This window comes from Mucilaginibacter sp. SJ, assembly GCF_028993635.1.
Taxonomy (GTDB): Bacteria; Bacteroidota; Bacteroidia; order Sphingobacteriales; family Sphingobacteriaceae; genus Mucilaginibacter.
On sequence record NZ_CP118631.1, the window covers coordinates 5416360 to 5437674 of the forward strand.

Here is a 21315-nt window from a genome sequence, read left to right on the forward strand (position 1 = left end):
TTGGTTAGTTAAAAAATGAAGAGAACCCTGTTAATTGCCTTATTGTTGTTTTGCAGCGCAACGTTGTTTGCCCAAAGCATAACCATTAATGATCTGGCAAATATCTCCAATCTTTCAAACGCCGAAGCACACAACTATCTCACTCTCGGAAAAAAATTCAAGCGCCAGTATCTCCAGGATGTCAATGGCAACAGCATTGAGCACCTGAACAGGATAGGGCCGGATAATAAGGAAGAAACTATTGTAATAGGCGTTAGCAGCAAGCTTAGCAGCGGGGCTATATTGCGTACCGTTACCTATGCCACTTCTACACAGCAACACATCATTAATTTAATAGGCCAGGCAAAACACATGGGCCTGATCATGAAACTCCACGGTTCTGATGCTAAAAACGATATCTATCTGTTTGACAATGATTTTTTCCATATCGTGATATTCCTTAACCACGATAATATCTCCGGCTCGGTAGAAGTACACCAGAAGGAATACTTAGGGTTTGATTGATTCTGAACCGTGATTTTTAGGATTTAAGGATTGCCGGGATGATAGTCGAAATATCCCAGGCTATTTAACATCCTGTCCATCTTATAAATCCCCTAAAAATCCCGGTTCGGACAAATCAACGCTATCAGCGTAATCAAAACACATCAACGGTCTATGCCAAAATAGTTGAACATTTTGTTTAATTCCCGATAACTATTTACCTGCAAACCTTATTTCTTTGTGTTACCGATATAAACTTTTTTGAGAGCTATTCTATGAGCCAGCGATACTGTTTAACCCTCGATCTGAAAGATGACGCGGCACTCATTGCCGAATACGAAAAATATCACCAGGCTATTTGGCCCGAAATTCATGACAGCATTATCGCCAAAGGAATCACCAAGATGGAGATCTACCGTTTTGATACCCGCATGTTCATGATCATGGAGGTTGATGATACTTTCAGTTTCGAAAAATCGGCAGCTTTAGATGCGACGAACCCTAAAGTAAAGGAATGGGAAGATTTGATGTGGGGTTATCAATCGCCGGTAAAAAATGCGCTCCCAGGTGCAAAATGGGTTTTAATGGACAAAGTTTTCTCCTTATAAATAGAATAGTTATGCTAAAGAAACTACAATTACTGTTGATGTTTGTATTGCTGATGGCCCCATCTGTATTTGCCCAAAAAATGATAGGCACCGAAACCGATGCCCAGAAAGAGAAACGCATGGAATGGTGGAAAGACGACCGTTTTGGTATGTTCATTCACTGGGGTCTGTACTCGCAGGCTGCCCGCCACGAATGGGTAAAGCATAACGAAAAAATTGATAACGCCGGTTATCAGAAATATTTCGACCAGTTTAACCCCGATCTTTTTGACCCGCAAAAATGGGCGAAGCAGGCCAAAGCGGCAGGGATGAAATATGCTGTACTGACCACCAAGCACCACGAAGGATTTTGCCTGTTCGATTCAAAGTTTACTGATTATAAAGCTCCCAATACCAAAGCCAAACGCGACCTGGTACGCGAATATGTGAACGCTTTCAGGGCACAAGGTTTAAAGGTGGGCTTTTATTATTCGCTGTTAGACTGGCATCACCCCCAATATACTATTGATGACCATCATCCGCAGTCGCCTGCCGATAAAAGTGATGCCTCATATGCTAAACTGAACAAGGGCAGAGATATGGCCAAATACCGCCAGTACATGCGCGATCAGATCACCGAACTGCTAACCAAATACGGCAAAATCGATATCCTTTGGCTTGATTTTTCATTTCCGCGTAAGGATGGGCACGGTAAAGGCAAAGACGATTGGGGATCAGTTGAATTGCTTAAGCTGATCAGGAAGTTACAGCCGGGCATTATTGTAGATAACCGCCTTAACCTGGAAGAATATAAAGACGGCGCCGATTTTGAAACCCCTGAGCAGGTAAGCACCGCCGAGTTAGCTAAATACCGCGGCAAAACCTGGGAAACCTGCCAAACCTTTTCGGGTTCGTGGGGGTACTACCGTGATGAAAATACCTGGAAAACCCATCGTCAACTGCTTGATCTGTTAATTACTTCGGTAAGTAATGGCGGTAACCTGATCCTGAATGTAGGGCCAACCGCCCGCGGTGAGTTTGACTATCGTGCTACCCGCGCGCTGGATAGCCTGGCTTACTGGATGCACGCCAACAGCAAATCGGTATACAATTGTACGTTTGCTTCTGATACTTATAAAATACCAGAGGGAACCAAGCTTACTTATAACAAAGCGGCCGGTAAACTGTATATACATTTGTTCAGCTATCCGCAAGGCAAGCTGGTATTGCCCGGCTACAAAGGCAAGATTAAATACGCGCAGTTTTTAAATGACAGCTCGGAGCTTTTATATAAGGATGGCAGCGGTGACGACCTGGAGTTAACCCTCCCCGCACAAAAACCGCCGTATGAAATTCCGGTAATTGAACTTACGCTTCAGCAATAAGCAAAAAAATATTGTCCTTACTAAAAAAAGGACCGATCATATACAAATAATGTCAACACAAAAGGAAACATATTTAAGGATCCATCCGCATGATAACGTACTGGTAGCCTTACAGGACCTGCCGCAGGGAACTGTTATTACGTTTGATGGACAGACTTTTACACTGGTAGATAAAGTAGCAGCTAAACATAAATTCGCCATTAACGAACTGCCGGTAGACAAGGAAATTTACATGTACGGCGTGCTGGTAGGCAAAGCCTCGGCCGTCATACCGCAAGGTGGTTTGTTAACCACCGAAAATGTGCATCATGCAGCCGAAGGCTTCCATTTGGGCGAACGCAAGCTACAATGGCACCAGCCTGATACGACTAATTTTGAAGGTAAAACCTTTATGGGCTACCCTCGTGCCGATGGCTCGGTTGGTACAGGTAACTACTGGATTGTGGTACCGATGGTTTTCTGTGAGAACAGGAATATCAACGTATTAAAGGAAGCGCTGGTTGATAAGCTGGGCTATAAAAAGGCCAAAAGCTACGAGGGCGATGTGGAGCAGCTTATGGAACTTTACCAGGCCGGTAAATCTGTTGAGGAGATATTGAACGCCGATATCCAGGCATCCGAAGATAAGCCAAACTCTAAACGCCTGTTCAAAAATATCGACGGCATTAAATTTTTGAGCCACAGCATGGGTTGCGGCGGCACCCGCGAAGATTCAGATACCCTTTGCGGATTGATAGCAGGATATATCACACACCCCAACGTGGCCGGAGCAACCATATTAAGCTTAGGCTGCCAGCATGCGCAGGTAAGCATTTTGCAAAATGAAATTGCCAAACGTGATGCTAATTTCAATAAGCCGCTGGTTGTACTGGAACAGCAAAAAGTAGGTACCGAAAGCGAATTATTAAAACAAGCTTTGAAGCAAACCTTCGCCGGTTTGGTAAAAGCCAATGAAACTACCCGTCAACCTGCACCGTTGTCAAAATTGTGCGTTGGTTTGGAATGCGGCGGCTCGGATGGTTTTTCGGGCATTTCGGCTAACCCGGCATTGGGTTATTTATCCGATCTGCTGGTTACCATGGGCGGTTCGGTGATCCTTTCAGAGTTTCCGGAGCTTTGCGGCGTAGAGCAGGAACTAAGCGACCGTTGTATCGATGTAGAAACCGCTAACCGCTTTATGCACCTCATGACTACTTATAATGCGCGTGCAGAAGCCGACGGCTCAGGCTTTTACGCTAACCCATCGCCGGGTAATATCCGTGATGGATTGATCACTGATGCTATTAAATCGGCAGGTGCGGCTAAAAAAGGCGGGACCTCACCGGTAACAGCGGTATTGGATTATCCTGAAAAAGTAACCAAACCGGGTTTGAATTTACTATGTACCCCCGGCAGCGATGTGGAAAGTACTACGGCTGAAGTGGGTGCAGGCGCCAATATCGTACTATTCACCACAGGTTTGGGGACGCCTACAGGCAACCCGGTTACCCCAGTCATCAAACTATCAACCAATACGGCTATGTTTGAGCGTATGCCCGATATTATAGATATTAACTGCGGTACCATCATTGAAGGCTCCGAAACCATTCACCAGGCCGGTGAGCGGATCCTGGATTACGTGATAAAAGTAGCCAGCGGCGAAGCCGAACCGAAATCGGTAAAACTTGGCCAGGATGATTTTATTCCGTGGAAGAGAGGGGTGTCGTTGTAGGCAGCCCCACCCAACCCTCCCCGGAAGGGAGGGCTTTTGATTAGCGTGAAAGTATAAAGTTGTTTGCGGAAACACCAACAACGGCGAAAGATAAAAAGTTCCCCTCTTGAGAGGGGGCGCGGAGGGAAAGAGTGGTAGCAGGGGTGTGTCTCTGCAAGCAGAATATAAAAGCAGAAACACACCCCTACACCCCTCTCAAGAGGGGAATCGCACTTACCCACTGTTTTGAAAGAAAAAATATTTAATAAACCATTAAAAAAGTCTCCCCCTTTAGGGGGAGATTTAGAGGGGGCTTATGTTCAAACTAACCAATAAATCAGTAATAGTAACAGGCGGAGGCAGCGGCATAGGCAAAGCTATGGCCGTGTTATTTGCACAGCAGGGTGCCGAAGTTCATATCATCGAATTAAATGACCAGGCGGCAGCCGATACCGTAACTGAAATAACTTCGGCAGGTGGCAAAGCAACCGGCTATGCGTGTGATGTTAGCAACCAGCAACAAGTGGTTGATACTTTTACCAAAATAGGTAAGATAGATATCCTGATCAATAACGCGGGTATAGCGCACATTGGTCGCGCAGATAATACCAGTACCGAAGATTTTGAGCGCGTGTTTAACGTGAATGTTAAAGGCGCTTACAACTGCCTTTACGCGGCCCTCCCGGCAATGAAAGCCAATGGTGGCGGTGTGATCCTGAATACGGCTTCCATAGCGGCCAGCGTTGGTATTACCGACAGGTTTGCTTACTCTATGAGTAAAGGCGCCATCCATGCCATGACTTTATCAGTAGCGCGCGACTTTCTGCATGACAACATCCGTTGTAACTGCATTTCGCCGGCAAGGGTGCACACACCTTTTGTAGATGGCTTTATTGCTAAAAATTATGCCGGTAAAGAGGATGAGATCTTTGAAAAACTCTCAAAAAGCCAGCCGATAGGCAGGATGGGCAAACCGGAGGAAGTGGCTGCTTTGGCACTTTACCTCTGCTCGGACGAGGCCGGTTTCATTACCGGTACCGATTACCCTATCGATGGTGGCTTTATCACCCTGAACAATTAAAAAACCTGATTTAATATGATCAAAAAGCTATTATTAATGGGGATGCTGCTTGGTGTTGTAAGCGCGGGCGCTCAAACCTACACGCCAACAGCCGAGAATCTTGCTGCAAGGCAAAACTTCCAGGATATGAAGTTTGGCCTGTTTATTCACTGGGGTATTTACAGTGAGCTTGGCGCGGGCGAGTGGGTGATGAACGAAAAACACATCCCTTATGATAGCTATAAACGCCTCGCCGATTTCTTTAATCCGCAGGCTTTTAATGCCCACGACTGGGTGGTGTTTGCCAAAAAAGCGGGCATGAAGTACATCACCGTTACGTCACGCCATCATGATGGGTTCAGCATGTTTGGTACTAAAGCATCGCCGTACAATATTGTTGATGCTACTCCTTACCATAAAGATCCCTTGATGGAACTGGCACAGGAATGCGTTAAGGAAGGCATCGAACTGCATTTTTACTATTCGCTATTGGATTGGGGCCGTAAAGATTACGCCTACGGCAGTCCGATAGTTGACGGCAAGCCCGCAAATAGCGACTGGGACAGCTACATCAGTTTCATGAAAGCGCAGCTTACGGAACTCATTACCAAATACCCCGGCGTTAAAGGCATCTGGTTTGATGGCCACTGGGAGCGTGATGTTAACTGGCATTATGACGAGATCTATGGGTTGATCCACAAACTGAACCCTGCTATACTGGTAGGCAACAATCACCACCTTGCGCCAAAAGAGGGCGAAGATTTCCAGATGTTCGAAAAGGATTTGCCGGGCGCTAATACTACCGGTTTCAGCGGGAAATCAAAAATAGGTGCCCTGCCCCTGGAAACCTGCGAAACCATCAACAATAGCTGGGGCTTTAACATTACCGACAGGAGTTTTAAGTCATCTAAACGCATTATCCATTACCTGGTTAACGCTGCTGGTCTGAACGCCAACTTTTTATTGAACATAGGCCCGATGCCAAACGGTAAAATTCAGCCTGAATTTACCGATACGCTGGCTGTTGTAGGCGCCTGGGTACAAAAAAATGGCGAAGCGATTTACGGCACCCGCGGCAGTGGTATTCCGGCACAGCCATGGGGAGTAATCACCCGGAAAGACAAAAACCTGTATGTGCATGTGATGACAGCACCGCAACAACCATACGTTTTCATTCCGCAATTAAAAGGCAAAGTGACCAAGGCCGCTTTACTGGCCGATGGCAGCGCGGTAAAATTTAAACAACAAACTGAGGGGCTGTTTGTATATCTTAACGGTGTAGCAACCGACCCTAATGATACTATTATTAAACTGACAACTAACTAAAAACATACAAATGAAGCTTATACGATTTGGCGAAAGCGGAAAAGAGAAACCGGGAGTTATCCTGAATGATAAAAAATACGATGTATCGGCCTTTGGCGAAGACTACACCGAACAGTTTTTTGAAACCGATGGTGTTAACCGCCTTACCGCTTTTATAAAAGACAAACAACTGCCCGAAGTGGCGGATGGTGTACGTTTAGGAAGCCCTATCGTGCGCCCTTCAAAACTGGTTTGTATTGGCCTTAACTATGCCGACCATGCCAAGGAAACCAACGCACCGCTGCCACCCGAGCCGGTGATCTTTATGAAAGCTACCACCGCTATTGTTGGTCCGTTTGATGATATCATGATCCCTAAAAACTCCGTAAAAACCGATTGGGAAGTGGAACTGGCTGTGGTTATCGGCAAAAAAGCATCGTATGTGGAAGAAGCCGAGGCTATGGACTACGTTGCCGGTTACGTGCTGCACAATGACGTAAGCGAGCGTGAGTTCCAACTGGAGCGTAATGGTACCTGGGATAAGGGTAAAGGTTGTGATACTTTTGCGCCGCTTGGTCCGTTTTTGGCTACCCCTGATGAAATTGCCGATCCGCATAACCTGCGCCTGTGGTTAAAAGTAAACGGCGAAACCATGCAGGATGGCACTACATCAAACTTTATATTTAACCTGCCGCACCTTATTTCGTACACCAGCCAGTTCATGACTTTGCTGCCGGGCGATATTATTTCGACAGGCACACCTGCAGGTGTAGGCTTAGGCATGAAGCCACCTATTTATTTAAAAGCAGGCGATGTGGTTGAATTAGGAATAGAAGGCCTGGGCGAATCGAAACAAAACCTAATAGCTTATGCTAAAAATTGATGCACATCAGCATTTCTGGCAATACAACCCGGTAAGGGACAGCTGGATCACTGAAGACATGCAGGTAATAGGCCGGGATTTTTATCCCGAAGACTTGTTACCTGTACTGCAAAAACACGGTATGGATGGCTGTGTCGCCGTTCAGGCCGATCAGTCGGAAAAGGAAACAGAATTTCTGTTAGATCTGGCATCCGTTAACCCCTTCATCAAAGGGGTAGTAGGCTGGATAGATTTGAAAGCCGATGACCTGGAAGACCGCCTGGATCATTTTAAGAAATACGAAAAGCTTAAAGGCTTCCGGCATATCCTGCAGTCGGAGCCCGATGAGCAATACATGCTTGATCCGGCATTTAAAAAAGGTATAGCCGCTTTGGGTAAACACGGATATACTTATGATATCCTCATCTTCCCCAACCACTTGCCGTATGCCGCGCAACTGACAGCTGAGTTTCCGGATCAAAAGTTTGTGCTCGACCACATGGCCAAACCCTACATCAAAGCCGGGAAAATAGATGGCTGGAAACAGGATATCGAAAAGCTGGCAAGCTATCCCAATGTGTTCTGCAAGGTATCGGCCCTGCTCACCGAGGCAGACTGGGACAACACTCCCGCAGCTGATTTTATCCCTTATATCGATATTGTATTCAACGCTTTCGGTATCAACCGGGTAATGTTTGGCTCCGACTGGCCCGTTTGCCTCCTGGCCGGAGGCTATGAAAAAACAATGGAGGTAATGGACCTGTATGCTGAAAGACTTTCCGCTACAGAAAAGGAATTGTTTTTTGGTGGGAACGCGGCTGCTTTTTACGGGTTAGGGTAAATTCCAGATACTTAAAAAGCACCTAAAATGTCATTTCGATAGAGCATTGGGGTGCTGAGCGCCGGGGGCGAAAGAGAAATCTTATACGACTAACAAGAACGCACGCATGTTCGGGACAGGGCGCATAAGATTTCTCCTCACGCCATCACTATCTCCCTGCCCGCGTTCGTCGAAATGACAATTCTTTTTATTCATTCCACGTTCCATAATCCCACCAGATTTTCGCCTGTTAACGATACTTCGCCACTGTACTAAAATCACTAAACTGTGCTGTATATTATTTATTTCAAAACGATAGGCTCTATTATCAATATGATAGTGCAGTGTTTGGTGCATTTAATTATAAATCAATTAAATATCAGCATAAATGTAATATTAAGGTAACACAGAGCGTCAGATATAAGTATGGCACACATTTAGCTATATGTACACATGATGGGTATAAAATAACATTAAAAAGGCGAACCATTTCTCTCCCGATAACGTTATATGGATACCAATCAGACTTAAATTTTTATGTTAGACGTTATGTACACAACCCTGTTACAAGTTGTAGTCCTGCTTGCGGTTTTCATTTTGCCGATGTTCATATTTGGCAAAAAGATCAGGAACAAAAAAGTAAAGACCGTTAATTACAAAATAGATACCGATACCTCTGAGGCCCGATATGCTATTAACGAAAATGGCTTCCTGGAAGAAATTAATACAGGCAAGTTATCAAAGCACCGTAGTTGAGTGCAAAAGAAATTACAAAAGCAAAGCACGCTTTTGCCCGCTTTGCTTTTGTATTTAAAAACTGATCTTATTACTCCCGCTTTTTCAGAAACCCTGCTCATCCGCGCTTGGGCCGTAGCTGCCCGGTATCGGGATATCCAGTAAACGTAAATAAACCCCCAGCTGTGCCCTGTGGTGTACAATCTGGCAGTAAGTCATCCTGATCACTTCTGCTTTTGTACGTTGATTAAGGATTTGTTCGCCATTACGGAGCGTCCAGATTTTATCAAACGTACTACCATCAGCTTTTTGCAGGCTCGAATAGCCGTCAGCCAGTGAGTCTTCAAATAATTTCAGCAAATCGGCAGTGCCGCTTACCTTTTTAGGCTCGTAAGGTACAGTGGCAAAATCCAGTTCGTCGGTATTTAAGGTAATAGTAACCCAGGTAGGCAGTTCGGCAATATGTGTCGAGAGCTGTTCAATGGTCATGCTTTTAGGGTGCGGTTTCCACTGGTATTTATCGTCGGGGATGCGGCTCAGCATTTTTTCGGTGGTTTGAGCTTCCTGCTCCATCTCTTGCAATAACGATTTCAAAGTGTCCATAAGTGTTGTTGTTTGTTTTATGATGTAAAGTAACGGAGGGGTAATGACAGCCCTATGTCAGCAGGGACCGTTGATTTTTTTGATTTCGCTGATTTCGTTGATTTTATTTGGAGGGATTACACCGATTGATTGTTGATTTCACCGATTACACTGATTTTTTCTGAACCGTGATTTTTAAGATTCAAGGATTAATGGATGTGGTTAGTAGTAATAGTTTTTTTACCCCTTCCCTTCAGGGGAGGGGTGGAGGACTTTGAAAGCATGCAGGTAAAAAAATCTCCCCTTCCGAGGGAGATTTAGAGGGGGCTTTCTTTTTTTCTTTACTTTTGTATCAAGACAAAAGTAACAGCCACCGCGGCAATTGAGCGGCGAATGTATGTTGGTTAAAACCTAAGCCCAATTAAAGAATAATTTGGGCGTTTCCACGAAGAGTGGCCGGGCTTTCCGCTCATACTGCACAGGCATTGGCCACGGGCCGGTATCCGCTGCAATCCCTAACGCTGGCTTTTGCTAATTTAAACTATGAACTACACACCACCACAGCTCCGCACCGTTAACGTGATCCGTTACGTAACGCCTTTGCGCGAGGGCGGGTCATTACCGGCCATTGCCGAAGCTGATGACGAATTTTTATATGTACTGAAGTTCCGCGGAGCAGGCCAGGGGGTAAAAGCCCTCATTGCCGAACTTATTGGCGGCGAAATAGCACGCCTGTTGGGGTTTAAAGTACCTGAGCTGGTATTTGCCAATCTTGACGAAGCATTTGGCCGTTCAGAGGCTGATGAAGAGATCCAGGACCTGCTGAAGTTTAGTGTGGGGCTTAACCTGGCGCTACATTATTTGTCGGGCGCTATTACTTTTGATCCGGCGGTCACTGTGGTTGATTCCAAGCTGGCTTCGCAAATAGTTTGGTTCGATTGTTTGCTTACCAATGTAGACCGTACCGCCCGTAACACCAATATGCTGATATGGCATAAGGAACTATGGATGATTGATAACGGTGCCGCGCTGTATTTTCATCACTCATGGAACAACTGGCAGGAAATGGCTACCCGCCCGTTTTTACAGGTGAAAGACCACGTGCTGCTGCCCCGCGCCAACCAACTGGACACGGTTGATGCTGAATTTAAAGCAATCTTAACACCCGAAAAGATCCGTGATGTAGTAGCGTTGATCCCTGACGAATGGATCACCTACCGCGATTTTGAAGAAACGCCTGATGAGGTACGAAATATATACGCCCGGTTTTTAATAACACGGCTGGCCGCTTCAGAAGTATTTGTTAACGCCGCAAAACAAGCGCTATATGCAGGTATTTGAGTACGCCATAATCCGCGTTGTACCAAGGGTGGAGCGCGAAGAGTTTATCAATATAGGGGTGATCCTGTTTTGTCCCAAACAAAAGTTTCTAAAGGTGCTGTTCAAACCAGATGACGAGCGCCTGGCTGCTTTTTGTGGTGATCTGGATTTGGATTGTCTGAAAGAAAATATTAATTCGCTTGAACGCATCTGTAATGGCGAAAAAGATGCAGGGCCAATTGCGCAGTTAGATCAGCCCTCGCGCTTCCGCTGGCTTACCGCTACGCGCAGTACGGTAGTACAGGCATCAAAGGTGCATCCGGGCATGACTGCTGATGCGGAGGCTACGTTGAACAGGTTGTTTGAGCAGATGGTGTTGTGATAATATGCGAATTGCCCGTGAGGACACGGGCAAAGGGAGAAGACAAAAAACTCGCGCTCGTTTTTAACCTACCGTGTACCCATATCTTTTTATTAAATAAAATGTCATTTCGAACGAGCCAGCGCAGGGAAAAGCTGGGGGCGAGGAGAAATCTTATACGCCATACATAGCGAGTTTACTGCTTGTAGAAGATTTCTCCTCACCTCCAGCGCACAATCCCGCCCAGGGTTCGTTCGAAATGACAAATACTTTTGTTTAATCAGAAGGTTTGATAAGATATGGGTACACGGTAGGTTTTTAACGAGTGCGTAGCCTGGGTTTGCGTTTATAACGCAATGGCGATACAATCGCCAAACCATATTAAGCACTCGTTGCAAACGAGCGCAAGAACACCAATCTCCCCTACATCACCTCTCATCCCCTACTTTTACTAACACCGTCCCTCTAAATCCCTTAGTTTTATATCACAATTATAATCACAGGGATTTTTATGATCTATCAAACCAATATCAGGAAAGCAATACTGTTTGCCATCGTGCTTTGTATGGCATTTTTTAGTGTAAGCAGCGTTAACGCCCAAAGCCATAAAAAATTCAAAGTAATAGCCTTTTACACCGGCCGGAGCGATCTGGCACATATCAGCTTTATGCACGAGGCTAATCGCTGGTTTCCTAAAATGGCTGAAAAGTACAATTTTACTTACGATAGTACCAATAACTGGGCAAATATGAACCCGGAGTTTTTGGCCAAATACCAGGTAGTGATATTTTTAGATACCCGCACTGATAACCCCGGGCAGCGTTCTGCTTTTGAACAGTATATGAAAAAGGGTGGCTCCTGGATGGGTTTCCATTTTTCGGCCTTCGCGCTTACGCCTTCCGATTTTCCGCAAAACTGGGACTGGTACCATAACGAGTTTTTAGGTTCGGGACAATATGTGAGCAATACCTGGCACCCAACTTCGGCCATATTGAAGGTGGAAGATCCTGATCACCCGGTAACCAAAGGCCTGCCGACCACTTTTAAAACCAACCCTAATGAGTGGTATCGCTGGGAGCACGATCTCCGAAAAAATCCGGATATTGATATCCTGCTGGCGGTTGATTCAACAAGTTTTCCCTTGGGTACAGGTCCAAAGCAACACGAGATTTGGCATAGCGGTTACTACCCCGTAGCCTGGACTAATAAAAATTACCGCATGGTTTATTTCAATATAGGCCATAATGATATGGACTATGACGGCGGCACCAACAAGGAGCTTTCTCAAACTTTTGAAAATGCCGATGTTGACAAACTGATCATCAACTCGCTGCTTTGGTTAGGCAAAGGAAAGTAGTGTCACCAGTCCCCTGAAAAGGACGTTTTATTTTTACGCGGATTTAGGCGTCCGGGCCTGAACCGTAACCTAAGAAAAAACTCTTCAAAAGTGGGGGAATGTGCGGTTCCCCTCTTGAGAGGGGCGGAGGGGTGTGTTATTCTACGTGTAGCTTATCGCTTGTATAACACACCCCCTGCTCCCGCTCTTTCCCACCGCGCCCCCTCTCAAGAGGGGATTTTAAAGCGCTTACGCTAAATTAATCCCTTAGGTTAATGGTTATGGCATCCACGCCTGAACATGGTCATGGATGGAGCGTCCATCGCTCCCGGCCACAGGCAAGAAATTCTTGCGTATCCGGGCGCAAAAACTATCGGAAAAACAGGGCATAAAAATGGTGTCGCTACTTTGTCAGTATGCCAGACTGATAAAGCCACCATTTGGTTTTTTTCTCAAAAAACGCTAAAAAATCAGCAAAAATTACATTGGTAAATGCTGCCGTTTTTAATCTTTCGAAAAAAAGTATTTTAAACTCATTATAGTTTTAAGCGTTGATTATCAGTATTTTAATAATGTTTCAGGTAAATGATTAAAATATTGAATATCAACATGTTTCATAAAAAAGGTGTACCGCGTTTTTACATTCAGAATTTGGAACACTCCAGTTTTCCCGAAAAAAACGCCGGCAGGATTTTTAATTTTTTATGGGGAATCAAAAAATTGGGACACCCGTTTTGTTACAATTGGAATGCAGGACTTCGTCGGGACAATGTAAATAAAATACCTATTGGTATATTTTAAAGGCCTTTTGCTTATTTTACAGGCGAAATCCTGCCTCGCTTATGAAAAAGTTAAAAACGGTATTTAACCAGGTAAAATCTCTTAATGGCGCCGAAGCGCCTGGTATGGTTAACTTGCTATGGCAATTGATCTGTTATTCGCCTAAAATGCCGGTCCGCCTGCAGCAGCAACTTTTGCTTGATGAAGCCAAAGCATTTACGCTTGAAGTAGACGATCCTCATTTTGCCAAATCTACTTTAAAGTTCAATGGGTTTACCTGGGGAAAGGGGAAACGCAAAATACTTATCACCCACGGCTGGGGCTCAAAAGCCGCCGACTTTGCCGAGCTTATCACGGCTTTAAAAAACATTAATGATGTGCAGGTAATAGCTTTTGATGCACCGGGTAATGGCAGCTCGGAGGGGGAGCTGTCAAACCTCCTGCTCTTTGCTAAAGCTGCAACAGCGGTAATCAAAACCTTTGGCACACCCGATGTGCTCATTGGTCACTCGTTAGGTGCAATGGCCAATGCCATCGCTATTAAGGAAACGGCTATTCAGCCTGCCTTGCTCATCAGCATTGCCCCGTTGATTAATCTGAAAGAGAATTTTATAGCCAGCCTGAACGCGGCCGAAGTAGCCCCGGGTTTACAGGATCAATTCTTTACTGATTTTGAGGCACTGTTTGATATGGAGGCTTCGGATTTTACACTTCATAATTTATATCCTGCCGGCCTGGTCGGGAGGCATTGGTTAGCTTATGACCCTGAAGATAAGGTTGCACCCTTCGCATTTCTGGAAAACTTCCTTGTCACTCATCCCGAAGTTGAAACTAAAGTATATCAGGGCCTTGGTCATGAGCGAATCATTAAAGATGAACTTGTGATATCAGATCTCGTTAGCCTGATAGCTTATTTTACATAAAATGCTTTAAGCCTTCTGCTTTTAGCTTTTATAAAACTATTTGGCTGCCATCACCTCATCCATGGCTTTCATAAAAGTTGTCACTTCAATTTCGTTTCGGTGTGCCTTTAAATATGCTAACAGCTTCCTGTGCGCATCTGCGGGCGTAACCAAATAATCGCCGCCTACACCGTGAAACATGAAGATGCCCAGTCCGCCACTTTGTTGTACTTTCTTTACAAAATCTATCAGGGCATCGCCGGTTACCGGGTTGCCTGTTACGCCCCATGAGGGCACTTTTAACGGGTCGAGGTTTTTAAAATCAGTGATCACAGCATCCGGTCCGCCGCCTATACGGGCGTATTTTGCGAGGCCTGCTTTACGCAGGGTATCAACATAGTTCACGCCGCCAACTTCAAGTTCAGTGCAGGGGTAGGCATAAGTGCGGCCCCCTGTTTTAGCATCAAGGGCAAAAAGCAGGGTGTTCATTTCCTTTATTTCGCGCACCATGATATATGGGGTATAGTTGGCCGAATTGTCGGCAGGATTAGTTTTTACATTTAGCAGGCAGGGATGGTATAAAGTATGGTTAGCCAGTTCGTAACCTTTTTTACCCGCCTCGCGCCAGCGGGGTAACGAAGCTTCGGTCATGTTTCCGGTTAAAAAAAAGGTGGCGGTAAGATGTGCCGAATCGAGCTGAGGAATAGCTGTGTTTAGCTGCGAAGTTAGCCCGTCATCATATGTAAGCACAATGATGGCTTTTTTGCGTTTGGTTTGCTGCGCGTTGGCAACAAATAAAAAGTTGAGCAATAACAGAAACAGTGCTAATTTTTTCATGACGAGGGCCTTGGATTAATTGGCCTAAAATAAAAAAATCCGGTTGGATAACCGGATCTCTTCATAATTTTAATATACTTCGCTCTGCACCCCCGAATAATATTTCAGTTCAATCAGGTCATGCGGCAGTGTTTTGGTATTCCAGGCATGATGGATAGCTAATGCCGTACCTACGGCAGTTGCCTGTGCCATCGACGCGGCGTATACTTCCAAATGAGGGAAGGCCAGCGCCAGCAGGTGCATGAAAACGCTGTTTTTACTAAAGCCGCCATCTACAAAAACGCGCTTTACTGTACAGCCGTTTAAAACATAATTGGTTGATATGGTTTGCTGGGCAACAATATCAATCATAAGTTGGTGGTAAGCTTCAACATCATCAGCAAAACTGTTTAAGTCGCGTTGCTCAAATGCCGATTTCTGTAACTGGCCTTCATTTTCATTTGCCTGTAATGACGGCTGATTATTTAACCGGGCTGCAATTGCAGGATCATAATTTATGGTACGATACCTGATCTCGTCCTGGTTAAAGTGAGCGGCTATTCTTTTTACCTGCTGCTCATATTCATAACCCGTAAACAAGCGTGAGGCTTTCACCGGGCTGCCTTTATATTGCAGGTAGTTAAGACAATCATGCTTCAGCTCATCAGCTGTAAGCGGTGTTTGGTTAAAAGGGTTCAGGCTGATTGACCAGGTACCCGTAGAGATCAGCACAAAGGGCATATTAAAGCTCACGAGGTAAGGGATCAGCGCTGCCGAACTATCGTGCAACCCAATACCAACCTTATAAGTGCTGCCCGGAAACTCGGCGGGAAGCACACTATCCGCGGGATGCAGCGGAGCCATTTTGGATAGAATCTCTTCAGCATTAAGCCAGTTGTGATAGGTGTTCTTGGCAAAATCCCAAAGGGCGGTATGGCAGCCGATACTGGTTAAGTCGCTCACCATTTGCCCGCTGATAAGATAGCTCATATACTGGGGTAGGTGTAAGGCATACTTTATCCGCTTAAACACTTCGGGCTGTTGATATTTAAGCCTGTATAACTGCAATCCCGAATTAAGGTTGCCCAAAACCGGCGAGGCGGTCTCTAAAGCAAACCTGGCTTCGTCGCCATAGTTTTCATAAAACTGCCTGCCCAGTTCAGGCGGATATGGCTTAAGGTAATTATACAGTGGGGTAAGCGGCTTGCCGTGTTCATCAACATAAACAAAGCTGGCGCCATAAGTTGAAAAGTTGACCGCTTTAAGATCAAACTCCTTATGCTTAAAAATTTCGCGCAATGAATCAAACACCGATAACCTAAGGCTGTCGAGGTTTTCACATGCGTCGCCATCTTCATCGTGGGTTTCCAGGAAGCGGGCTGTCCGTTCAAAAACTATCTTGTAGTTCTCATCGAACAGGAACAGCTTCTTGTTGGTTTTACCCACATCAAAAACGGCTATAACAGGTATCGGCTCCATAGGCTTACAATCCGGTTGATACTGCTTTTGCCCCTCGTTCGCCAATAAGTTGCTGCCTGATGCTTTGCTGCCTGTAAACTGCCAGCGGGTTCAGCGCGCCGCCTGCTCTCAAGCGTGCTTCGGCCAATAACGAACGAACGTCGGTGCGGTAAGCCTGCTGCAATATTTCCTGGGCAAGTACTACATCGTTATCCTGTTGTGCCTGTACCAGTGCAGGGGTATCTACTAAAAGAGCTTGCGCATATGCTATTTTAATGGCTTCTACTGATTGTAACAGGTCCTCAATCGGATCTTTTACATTGTGCGAAGCATCGATCATCCAGCCAATGGATGTAGCGTGTGTCATGCCGCGGGCGTCCATACCTTCAACCAGTTCGTTAAAGATCAGGAACAACTGGTATGGGTTGATGCTGCCTACGGTAAGGTCGTCATCACCATATTTTGAATCGTTAAAGTGAAAACCGGCCAGCTTGCCTTCCATCAGCAGTAATGAAACTATCTGCTCAATGTTTACCCCCTGTAAGTGATGACCAAGGTCAACTAATGTCTGCGCTTTTTGGCCCAGTTTTGATGATAGCAGGTAAGATTGACCCCAATCGCCAATAGTAGTTGAGTAGAAGTTAGGCTCATAAGGCTTATACTCAACCCAAACTTTCCAGTCATCGGGCAGGGCCTCATAAATTTCCTGTAAGCTTTCTAAAGTGCGTTCAAACGCGCCGCGCATGTTCAATTGACCGGGGAAGTTTGATCCGTCCGATAGCCAAACTGACAATGCTTTTGAATCAAGCTCAATGCCGTATTTGATCACCTCGATATTGTGGGCAATAGCTTGTTTGCGTACCGCTTTATCTACATGGTGCAATGAGCCAAATTTGTAGCTCAATTCCTGATTAGGCTGATCCTGGAAGGTATTGGAGTTAACCGCGTCAAAATGCAAACCCAATTGTGCCGCATGGGCTTTGATAGCAGAGGCATTGGATGGGATATCCCAGGGAATGTGCAGCGAAATAGAGTTGCTGCTACGGTTAAGTGCATGGATCAAGCCCACGTCTTCAATTTTTTCTTCCAGGCTGCGCGGCTCACCACCGCCCGAAAACCTGCCGAAACGGGTGCCGCCCGTACCTAAAGCCCAGCTTGGAATAGCAATATTAAAATCAATCAGTTTTTGCAGGATGGTATCCAGATTTTTCACATCACCGGCAACAAAATCAAACTTGCGCTGATGATCTTTCAGTTGTTGATGATTGGCTTCATCAATTTTATATTTTTCTAACTGCATAATTGGTATTGGTTAACCCCTCCCAACCCTCCCCAAAGGGAGGGCTTTTAATTTTGAAAGTCGTCTTCGGGGAGGGTTTTAGAGCGACTTTATTCTTTTTTCGTTACAAGTTCAAGCGCTTGCGCTTGAACTTGTATTAATCTTAAAAGTCTCCCCTTGGGGGAGATTTAGAGGGGTGACTACCGCACAAACGCCATAGCCACGCCGCCATCAACATTCAACACGTTACCGGTTGATTTGTTGAGCAAGCCGCCGGTAAAGGCGAAGCAGGCATTAGCAATATCGGCAGGTAGTATTACCTCGTTCAATAATGTGCGTTTTGCATAGTAAGCAGGCAGTTCATCCACGGTAACGCCGTAAGCTTTAGCACGGCCTTCGGCCCATCCGCCGGCCCAAATGTTGCTGTCGCTGATTACGGCATCAGGGTTAACCACGTTCACGCGGATTTTATCGGTGCCAAGCTCGGCCGCGTTTAACCTGCTCAGGTGTAACTGGGCAGATTTTGCCGAGCCGTAACCGGCGTTGTTCGGTCCGCTCACTAAGGCGTTTTTGCTTACAATGTTGATAATGTCGCCGCCAATGTCTTGTTTTTTCATCACAGCAACTGCCGCCTGTGTAATGAAGAACTGGCCTTTAACCAATACGTCATACAATAAATCCCAGTCTTTTTCGGTATGATCGGCAATTGATTTAGAGATGGATAAGCCGGCATTGTTGACCACGATATCCAAGCCGCCAAAGGCTAAAGCAGCAATTTCAAGTGCTTCGTTGATCTGATCGGCTTTGGTTACGTCAAGTACGGCTGTGGTGTATGAATCTTTACCGTATTGTTTTTTGAACTCTTCACCTGCACCTTCCAAACGCTCGGCGTTCATGTCATTTAAAATAACTACAGCACCCTCGTCGACAAATTTTTTAGCGATAGCTTTACCTATGCCGCCTGCGCTGCCGGTGATCAGGGCAATTTTACCTGATAAGGCTTTTGGCTTAGGCATACGCTGTAGTTTGGCTTCTTCCAATAACCAGTACTCAATATCAAACGCTTCCTGGCGTGGGAGGGAAGTATATTCTGAGATAGCCTCAGCACCTTTCATTACATTGATAGCATTGGTATAAAACTCGGCAGCTACGCGGGCTGTTTGTTTATCTTTCGAGAAAGAGAACAAGCCTACGCCCGGATACAGGATGATAACCGGGTTGGTATCCCTGATAGCCGGGCTGTTATCATGTTTGCAGGTGTTGTAATAGTCGGTATACATTTGGCGGTAAGCCTCAAAGGCAGGAGCCAAACGTGCTTTTAACGCGGTAACATCGCTCAGGTCTTCGCCCGGTGCAAGGTCAAGCACCAGCGGACTGATCTTAGTGCGAAGGAAATGATCCGGGCAACTGGTACCCAAAGGAGCCAAACGGTCAAGATCATTGGAGTTAATAAATTCCAGTACGCGGGCATCATCTGTAAAATGGCCAACCATGTGCCTGTAGCTTGAGCAAAAGCCACGCAATACAGGTGCAAGAGCAGCCGCCTGTTTTTTACGGCCGGTTTCGTCCAGGCTTTCCACTTTTTGGCCGCCGAAAACAGGGCCTTTTTTTCCGTAGTTTTCTTCCAGGTATTTAGCACAGCGCTCAATAACCTCAAGCGTGTTCATGTAGCTTTCGTAAGCTGTATCACCCCAGGTAAATAAACCGTGCGAGCCCAGCATAATACCGCGGATGCCAGGATTTTCATCCAAACATTGTTTTAATTGCAGGCCGAGCTCAAAGCCTGGTTTTTTCCATTCAACCCAGCCGATGGTACCGTTAAAAAGCTCCTGTGTTATTTTTTTACCATCTTTTGCTGCCGCGATGGCGATGGCAGCATCCGGGTGCAGGTGATCAATGTGTTTAAAGGGCAGGAAGCCGTGAAGCGGTGTATCAATAGATGGTGCTTTCGAGTTAAGATCGTAGATGCAGTGGTTAAATAACTCAACCATTTCATCTTCAAACTCAACCCCACGATAGATGTTTTTGAGGCTGCGAAGTCGATCAACATACAGGGCAGCCAAGCCGCTCTTTTTCAGCGTACCAATGTCACCGCCCGAGCCTTTGATCCACATTACCTCAACATCATTGCCGGTAAGCGGATCTTTACTCATCAACTTGCATGATGTGTTGCCGCCCCCATAGTTGGTAAGGCGCAGATCGGCACCCAACAGGTTGGAGCGGTATATGAGCAGGGCTACTTCATCGCCCGCCAGTTCGGCGGCTTTTGCTTCATCCCACAAATAGCTTACGTGTTTAAATTCAGTTGTTTTCGACGACATATATTTCAATTAGTGAATTAGCGAATTATTGATTTAGTGAATTATGTTTTTGTTATTTAATTGAATTTCCGTAGCCTACAACCAGCACCGATATTACAATTACTGCTATACCGGTTATTACCGTTGCGAATGCTTTTTTACTTACGCCTTTCCACTCTTTAAGTACCAGGCCCCACGTATTAGCTATCAGGATAATGAATGCCATGTGCAGGATCCAGGAGCTGGCGCCATTACCCATTTTGCTTTCGCCCATACCGTAAAAAAAGAACTGTAAAAACCAGGTTGTACCGGCCAGTGCCGCAAACAGGTAGTTTTTAAGCAGGGGTGTTTTTTTATCGGTATAATTATCAAACGTTTTATTGCGTGCGTTTAGCACCATACACCATATAAAGTTAGTGGTTAAGCCGCCCCATAGTATAATAATGTAGGTTACATTGTTTGAAAACAGGAAGTTACCTTGGCCCGGATGTGCCGCCTGCCAGATCTGGTTAGCGGTATCGGCCATTGGTTTCCCGGCTTCAATACCGAAGTTGAAACAAGCGCTCAGGATCCCCGAAACTACCGCCACCAGTATACCTAAACCAAAGCGGTAATCCTTATTCTCCTGGGCTATGGTTTTATCGGCCGAGAGTTCTTTCTCTTTCATCATACCTGCTTTACCGCATATAATAATGCCCACTACACAAAGCACAATGCCCAATAAAACCATCTGCCCCCATTCGCTGTGCAGCATCAGCGTAAAAGTATCTTTCCCTTCTTTCGGGAAAAGGTCATAATACACCGATGGAATTATCGATCCAAAAACCGAGCATAAGCCCAGTATAATGGTGCTACCCAGCGATACTCCTAAGTAGCGTACCCCTAATCCGTATGTTAAACCGCCAATGCCCCACAGCAGTCCCATAAGGTACGTCCAGCCAAGGGTAGCGGTATCTGTATGACTTATAATATCGGCAAAGCCGGGGATAGTAAGCCATGCTGCCAGCGGTGGTACAATGAGCCATGAAAAAATACCGCCTACTATCCAGTAGCTTTCCCAGGCCCAGCCTTTTATTTTTTTGTAGGGGATGTAAAAGCTCCCCGAAGCAAAGCCACCGATAAAATGGAAGATGACGCCTAAAATTACTTGCATATTCTCTGATTGGTTTATATTGGTAAGGCTAATGTAGATAATATATATTCTTGAACTGTCCTTTGCTGTCATGGATATGACTGTTTGAGTTGTCTGAATCA

At 45.6% G+C, this 21315-nt stretch carries 19 protein-coding genes; 13 read left to right on the forward strand and 6 right to left on the reverse strand.

What is annotated here, in order from left to right:
• The first annotated feature begins 15 nt into the window (after positions 1 to 15).
• The 9 genes from MusilaSJ_RS22560 to MusilaSJ_RS22600 all read left to right on the forward strand — a co-directional run bounded on the left by MusilaSJ_RS22560 (position 16) and on the right by MusilaSJ_RS22600 (position 8948).
• On the forward strand, positions 16 to 504 hold the full coding sequence (locus MusilaSJ_RS22560; RefSeq protein ID WP_274987038.1) for a hypothetical protein: 489 nt from the start codon (positions 16 to 18) through the stop codon (positions 502 to 504).
• Positions 505 to 758: 254 nt separating this feature from the next.
• The gene (locus MusilaSJ_RS22565) at positions 759 to 1091 is read left to right on the forward strand and encodes an L-rhamnose mutarotase (RefSeq protein ID WP_274987039.1); all 333 of its coding nucleotides are present in this window, start codon (positions 759 to 761) and stop codon (positions 1089 to 1091) included.
• Between the two features lie 11 nt (positions 1092 to 1102).
• Positions 1103 to 2455: an alpha-L-fucosidase gene (locus MusilaSJ_RS22570; RefSeq protein WP_274987040.1), complete on the forward strand. Its 1353-nt coding sequence runs from the start codon at positions 1103 to 1105 to the stop codon at positions 2453 to 2455.
• A 49-nt stretch (positions 2456 to 2504) separates the two neighbouring features.
• The gene (locus MusilaSJ_RS22575; protein ID WP_274987041.1) at positions 2505 to 4166 is read left to right on the forward strand and encodes a UxaA family hydrolase; all 1662 of its coding nucleotides are present in this window, start codon (positions 2505 to 2507) and stop codon (positions 4164 to 4166) included.
• A gap of 295 nt (positions 4167 to 4461) precedes the next feature.
• Positions 4462 to 5226: an SDR family NAD(P)-dependent oxidoreductase gene (locus MusilaSJ_RS22580; RefSeq protein ID WP_176628922.1), complete on the forward strand. Its 765-nt coding sequence runs from the start codon at positions 4462 to 4464 to the stop codon at positions 5224 to 5226.
• Positions 5227 to 5241: 15 nt separating this feature from the next.
• Entirely contained in the window at positions 5242 to 6531 is a 1290-nt protein-coding gene (locus MusilaSJ_RS22585; protein WP_274987042.1) for an alpha-L-fucosidase, read from the forward strand.
• Positions 6532 to 6541: 10 nt separating this feature from the next.
• The gene (locus MusilaSJ_RS22590; RefSeq protein ID WP_274987043.1) at positions 6542 to 7393 is read left to right on the forward strand and encodes a fumarylacetoacetate hydrolase family protein; all 852 of its coding nucleotides are present in this window, start codon (positions 6542 to 6544) and stop codon (positions 7391 to 7393) included.
• A complete protein-coding gene (locus MusilaSJ_RS22595) occupies positions 7380 to 8213 on the forward strand; it encodes an amidohydrolase family protein (protein ID WP_274987044.1) in 834 nt (277 codons plus the stop codon). Before MusilaSJ_RS22590 ends, MusilaSJ_RS22595 begins: the two co-directional genes overlap by 14 nt.
• Positions 8214 to 8741: 528 nt before the next feature.
• Entirely contained in the window at positions 8742 to 8948 is a 207-nt protein-coding gene (locus MusilaSJ_RS22600; RefSeq protein WP_091166886.1) for a hypothetical protein, read from the forward strand.
• A gap of 84 nt (positions 8949 to 9032) precedes the next feature.
• Here MusilaSJ_RS22600 and MusilaSJ_RS22605 read toward each other — a convergent pair whose 3' ends face one another.
• Positions 9033 to 9530: a DinB family protein gene (locus tag MusilaSJ_RS22605; protein WP_274987045.1), complete on the reverse strand. Its 498-nt coding sequence runs from the start codon at positions 9528 to 9530 to the stop codon at positions 9033 to 9035.
• A 522-nt stretch (positions 9531 to 10052) separates the two neighbouring features.
• Between MusilaSJ_RS22605 and MusilaSJ_RS22610 the strand changes: the two genes are divergently transcribed.
• The 4 genes from MusilaSJ_RS22610 (at position 10053) to MusilaSJ_RS22625 (ending at position 14229) form a co-directional block, all read left to right on the forward strand.
• Positions 10053 to 10850, forward strand: a complete 798-nt coding sequence (locus MusilaSJ_RS22610) for a HipA family kinase (RefSeq protein WP_274987046.1) — start codon at positions 10053 to 10055, stop codon at positions 10848 to 10850.
• Positions 10837 to 11211 carry a DUF3037 domain-containing protein gene (locus MusilaSJ_RS22615; protein WP_274987047.1) on the forward strand — a complete coding sequence of 125 codons (375 nt, stop codon included), beginning with the start codon at positions 10837 to 10839 and terminating at the stop codon, positions 11209 to 11211. The genes MusilaSJ_RS22610 and MusilaSJ_RS22615 overlap by 14 nt, the downstream gene beginning before the upstream one ends.
• 490 nt (positions 11212 to 11701) lie before the next feature.
• Positions 11702 to 12547 (forward strand): ThuA domain-containing protein, encoded by an 846-nt coding sequence (locus MusilaSJ_RS22620; RefSeq protein WP_274987048.1) that lies wholly within the window; start codon positions 11702 to 11704, stop codon positions 12545 to 12547.
• Positions 12548 to 13368: 821 nt separating this feature from the next.
• Positions 13369 to 14229: an alpha/beta hydrolase gene (locus MusilaSJ_RS22625; RefSeq protein ID WP_274987049.1), complete on the forward strand. Its 861-nt coding sequence runs from the start codon at positions 13369 to 13371 to the stop codon at positions 14227 to 14229.
• A 36-nt stretch (positions 14230 to 14265) separates the two neighbouring features.
• Here MusilaSJ_RS22625 and MusilaSJ_RS22630 read toward each other — a convergent pair whose 3' ends face one another.
• The 5 genes from MusilaSJ_RS22630 to rhaT all read right to left on the reverse strand — a co-directional run bounded on the left by MusilaSJ_RS22630 (position 14266) and on the right by rhaT (position 21214).
• Entirely contained in the window at positions 14266 to 15045 is a 780-nt protein-coding gene (locus MusilaSJ_RS22630; protein WP_274987050.1) for a polysaccharide deacetylase family protein, read from the reverse strand.
• A gap of 69 nt (positions 15046 to 15114) precedes the next feature.
• The gene (locus MusilaSJ_RS22635) at positions 15115 to 16503 is read right to left on the reverse strand and encodes an FGGY-family carbohydrate kinase (RefSeq protein WP_274987051.1); all 1389 of its coding nucleotides are present in this window, start codon (positions 16501 to 16503) and stop codon (positions 15115 to 15117) included.
• Positions 16504 to 16507: 4 nt separating this feature from the next.
• The gene (locus MusilaSJ_RS22640) at positions 16508 to 17782 is read right to left on the reverse strand and encodes a sugar isomerase (RefSeq protein ID WP_274987052.1); all 1275 of its coding nucleotides are present in this window, start codon (positions 17780 to 17782) and stop codon (positions 16508 to 16510) included.
• A 179-nt stretch (positions 17783 to 17961) separates the two neighbouring features.
• On the reverse strand, positions 17962 to 20082 hold the full coding sequence (locus MusilaSJ_RS22645) for a bifunctional aldolase/short-chain dehydrogenase (RefSeq protein WP_274987053.1): 2121 nt from the start codon (positions 20080 to 20082) through the stop codon (positions 17962 to 17964).
• Positions 20083 to 20134: 52 nt separating this feature from the next.
• Complete coding sequence (gene rhaT / locus MusilaSJ_RS22650; RefSeq protein WP_274987054.1) at positions 20135 to 21214, reverse strand: L-rhamnose/proton symporter RhaT; 1080 nt, start codon at positions 21212 to 21214, stop codon at positions 20135 to 20137.
• Between the last annotated feature and the right edge of the window lie 101 nt (positions 21215 to 21315).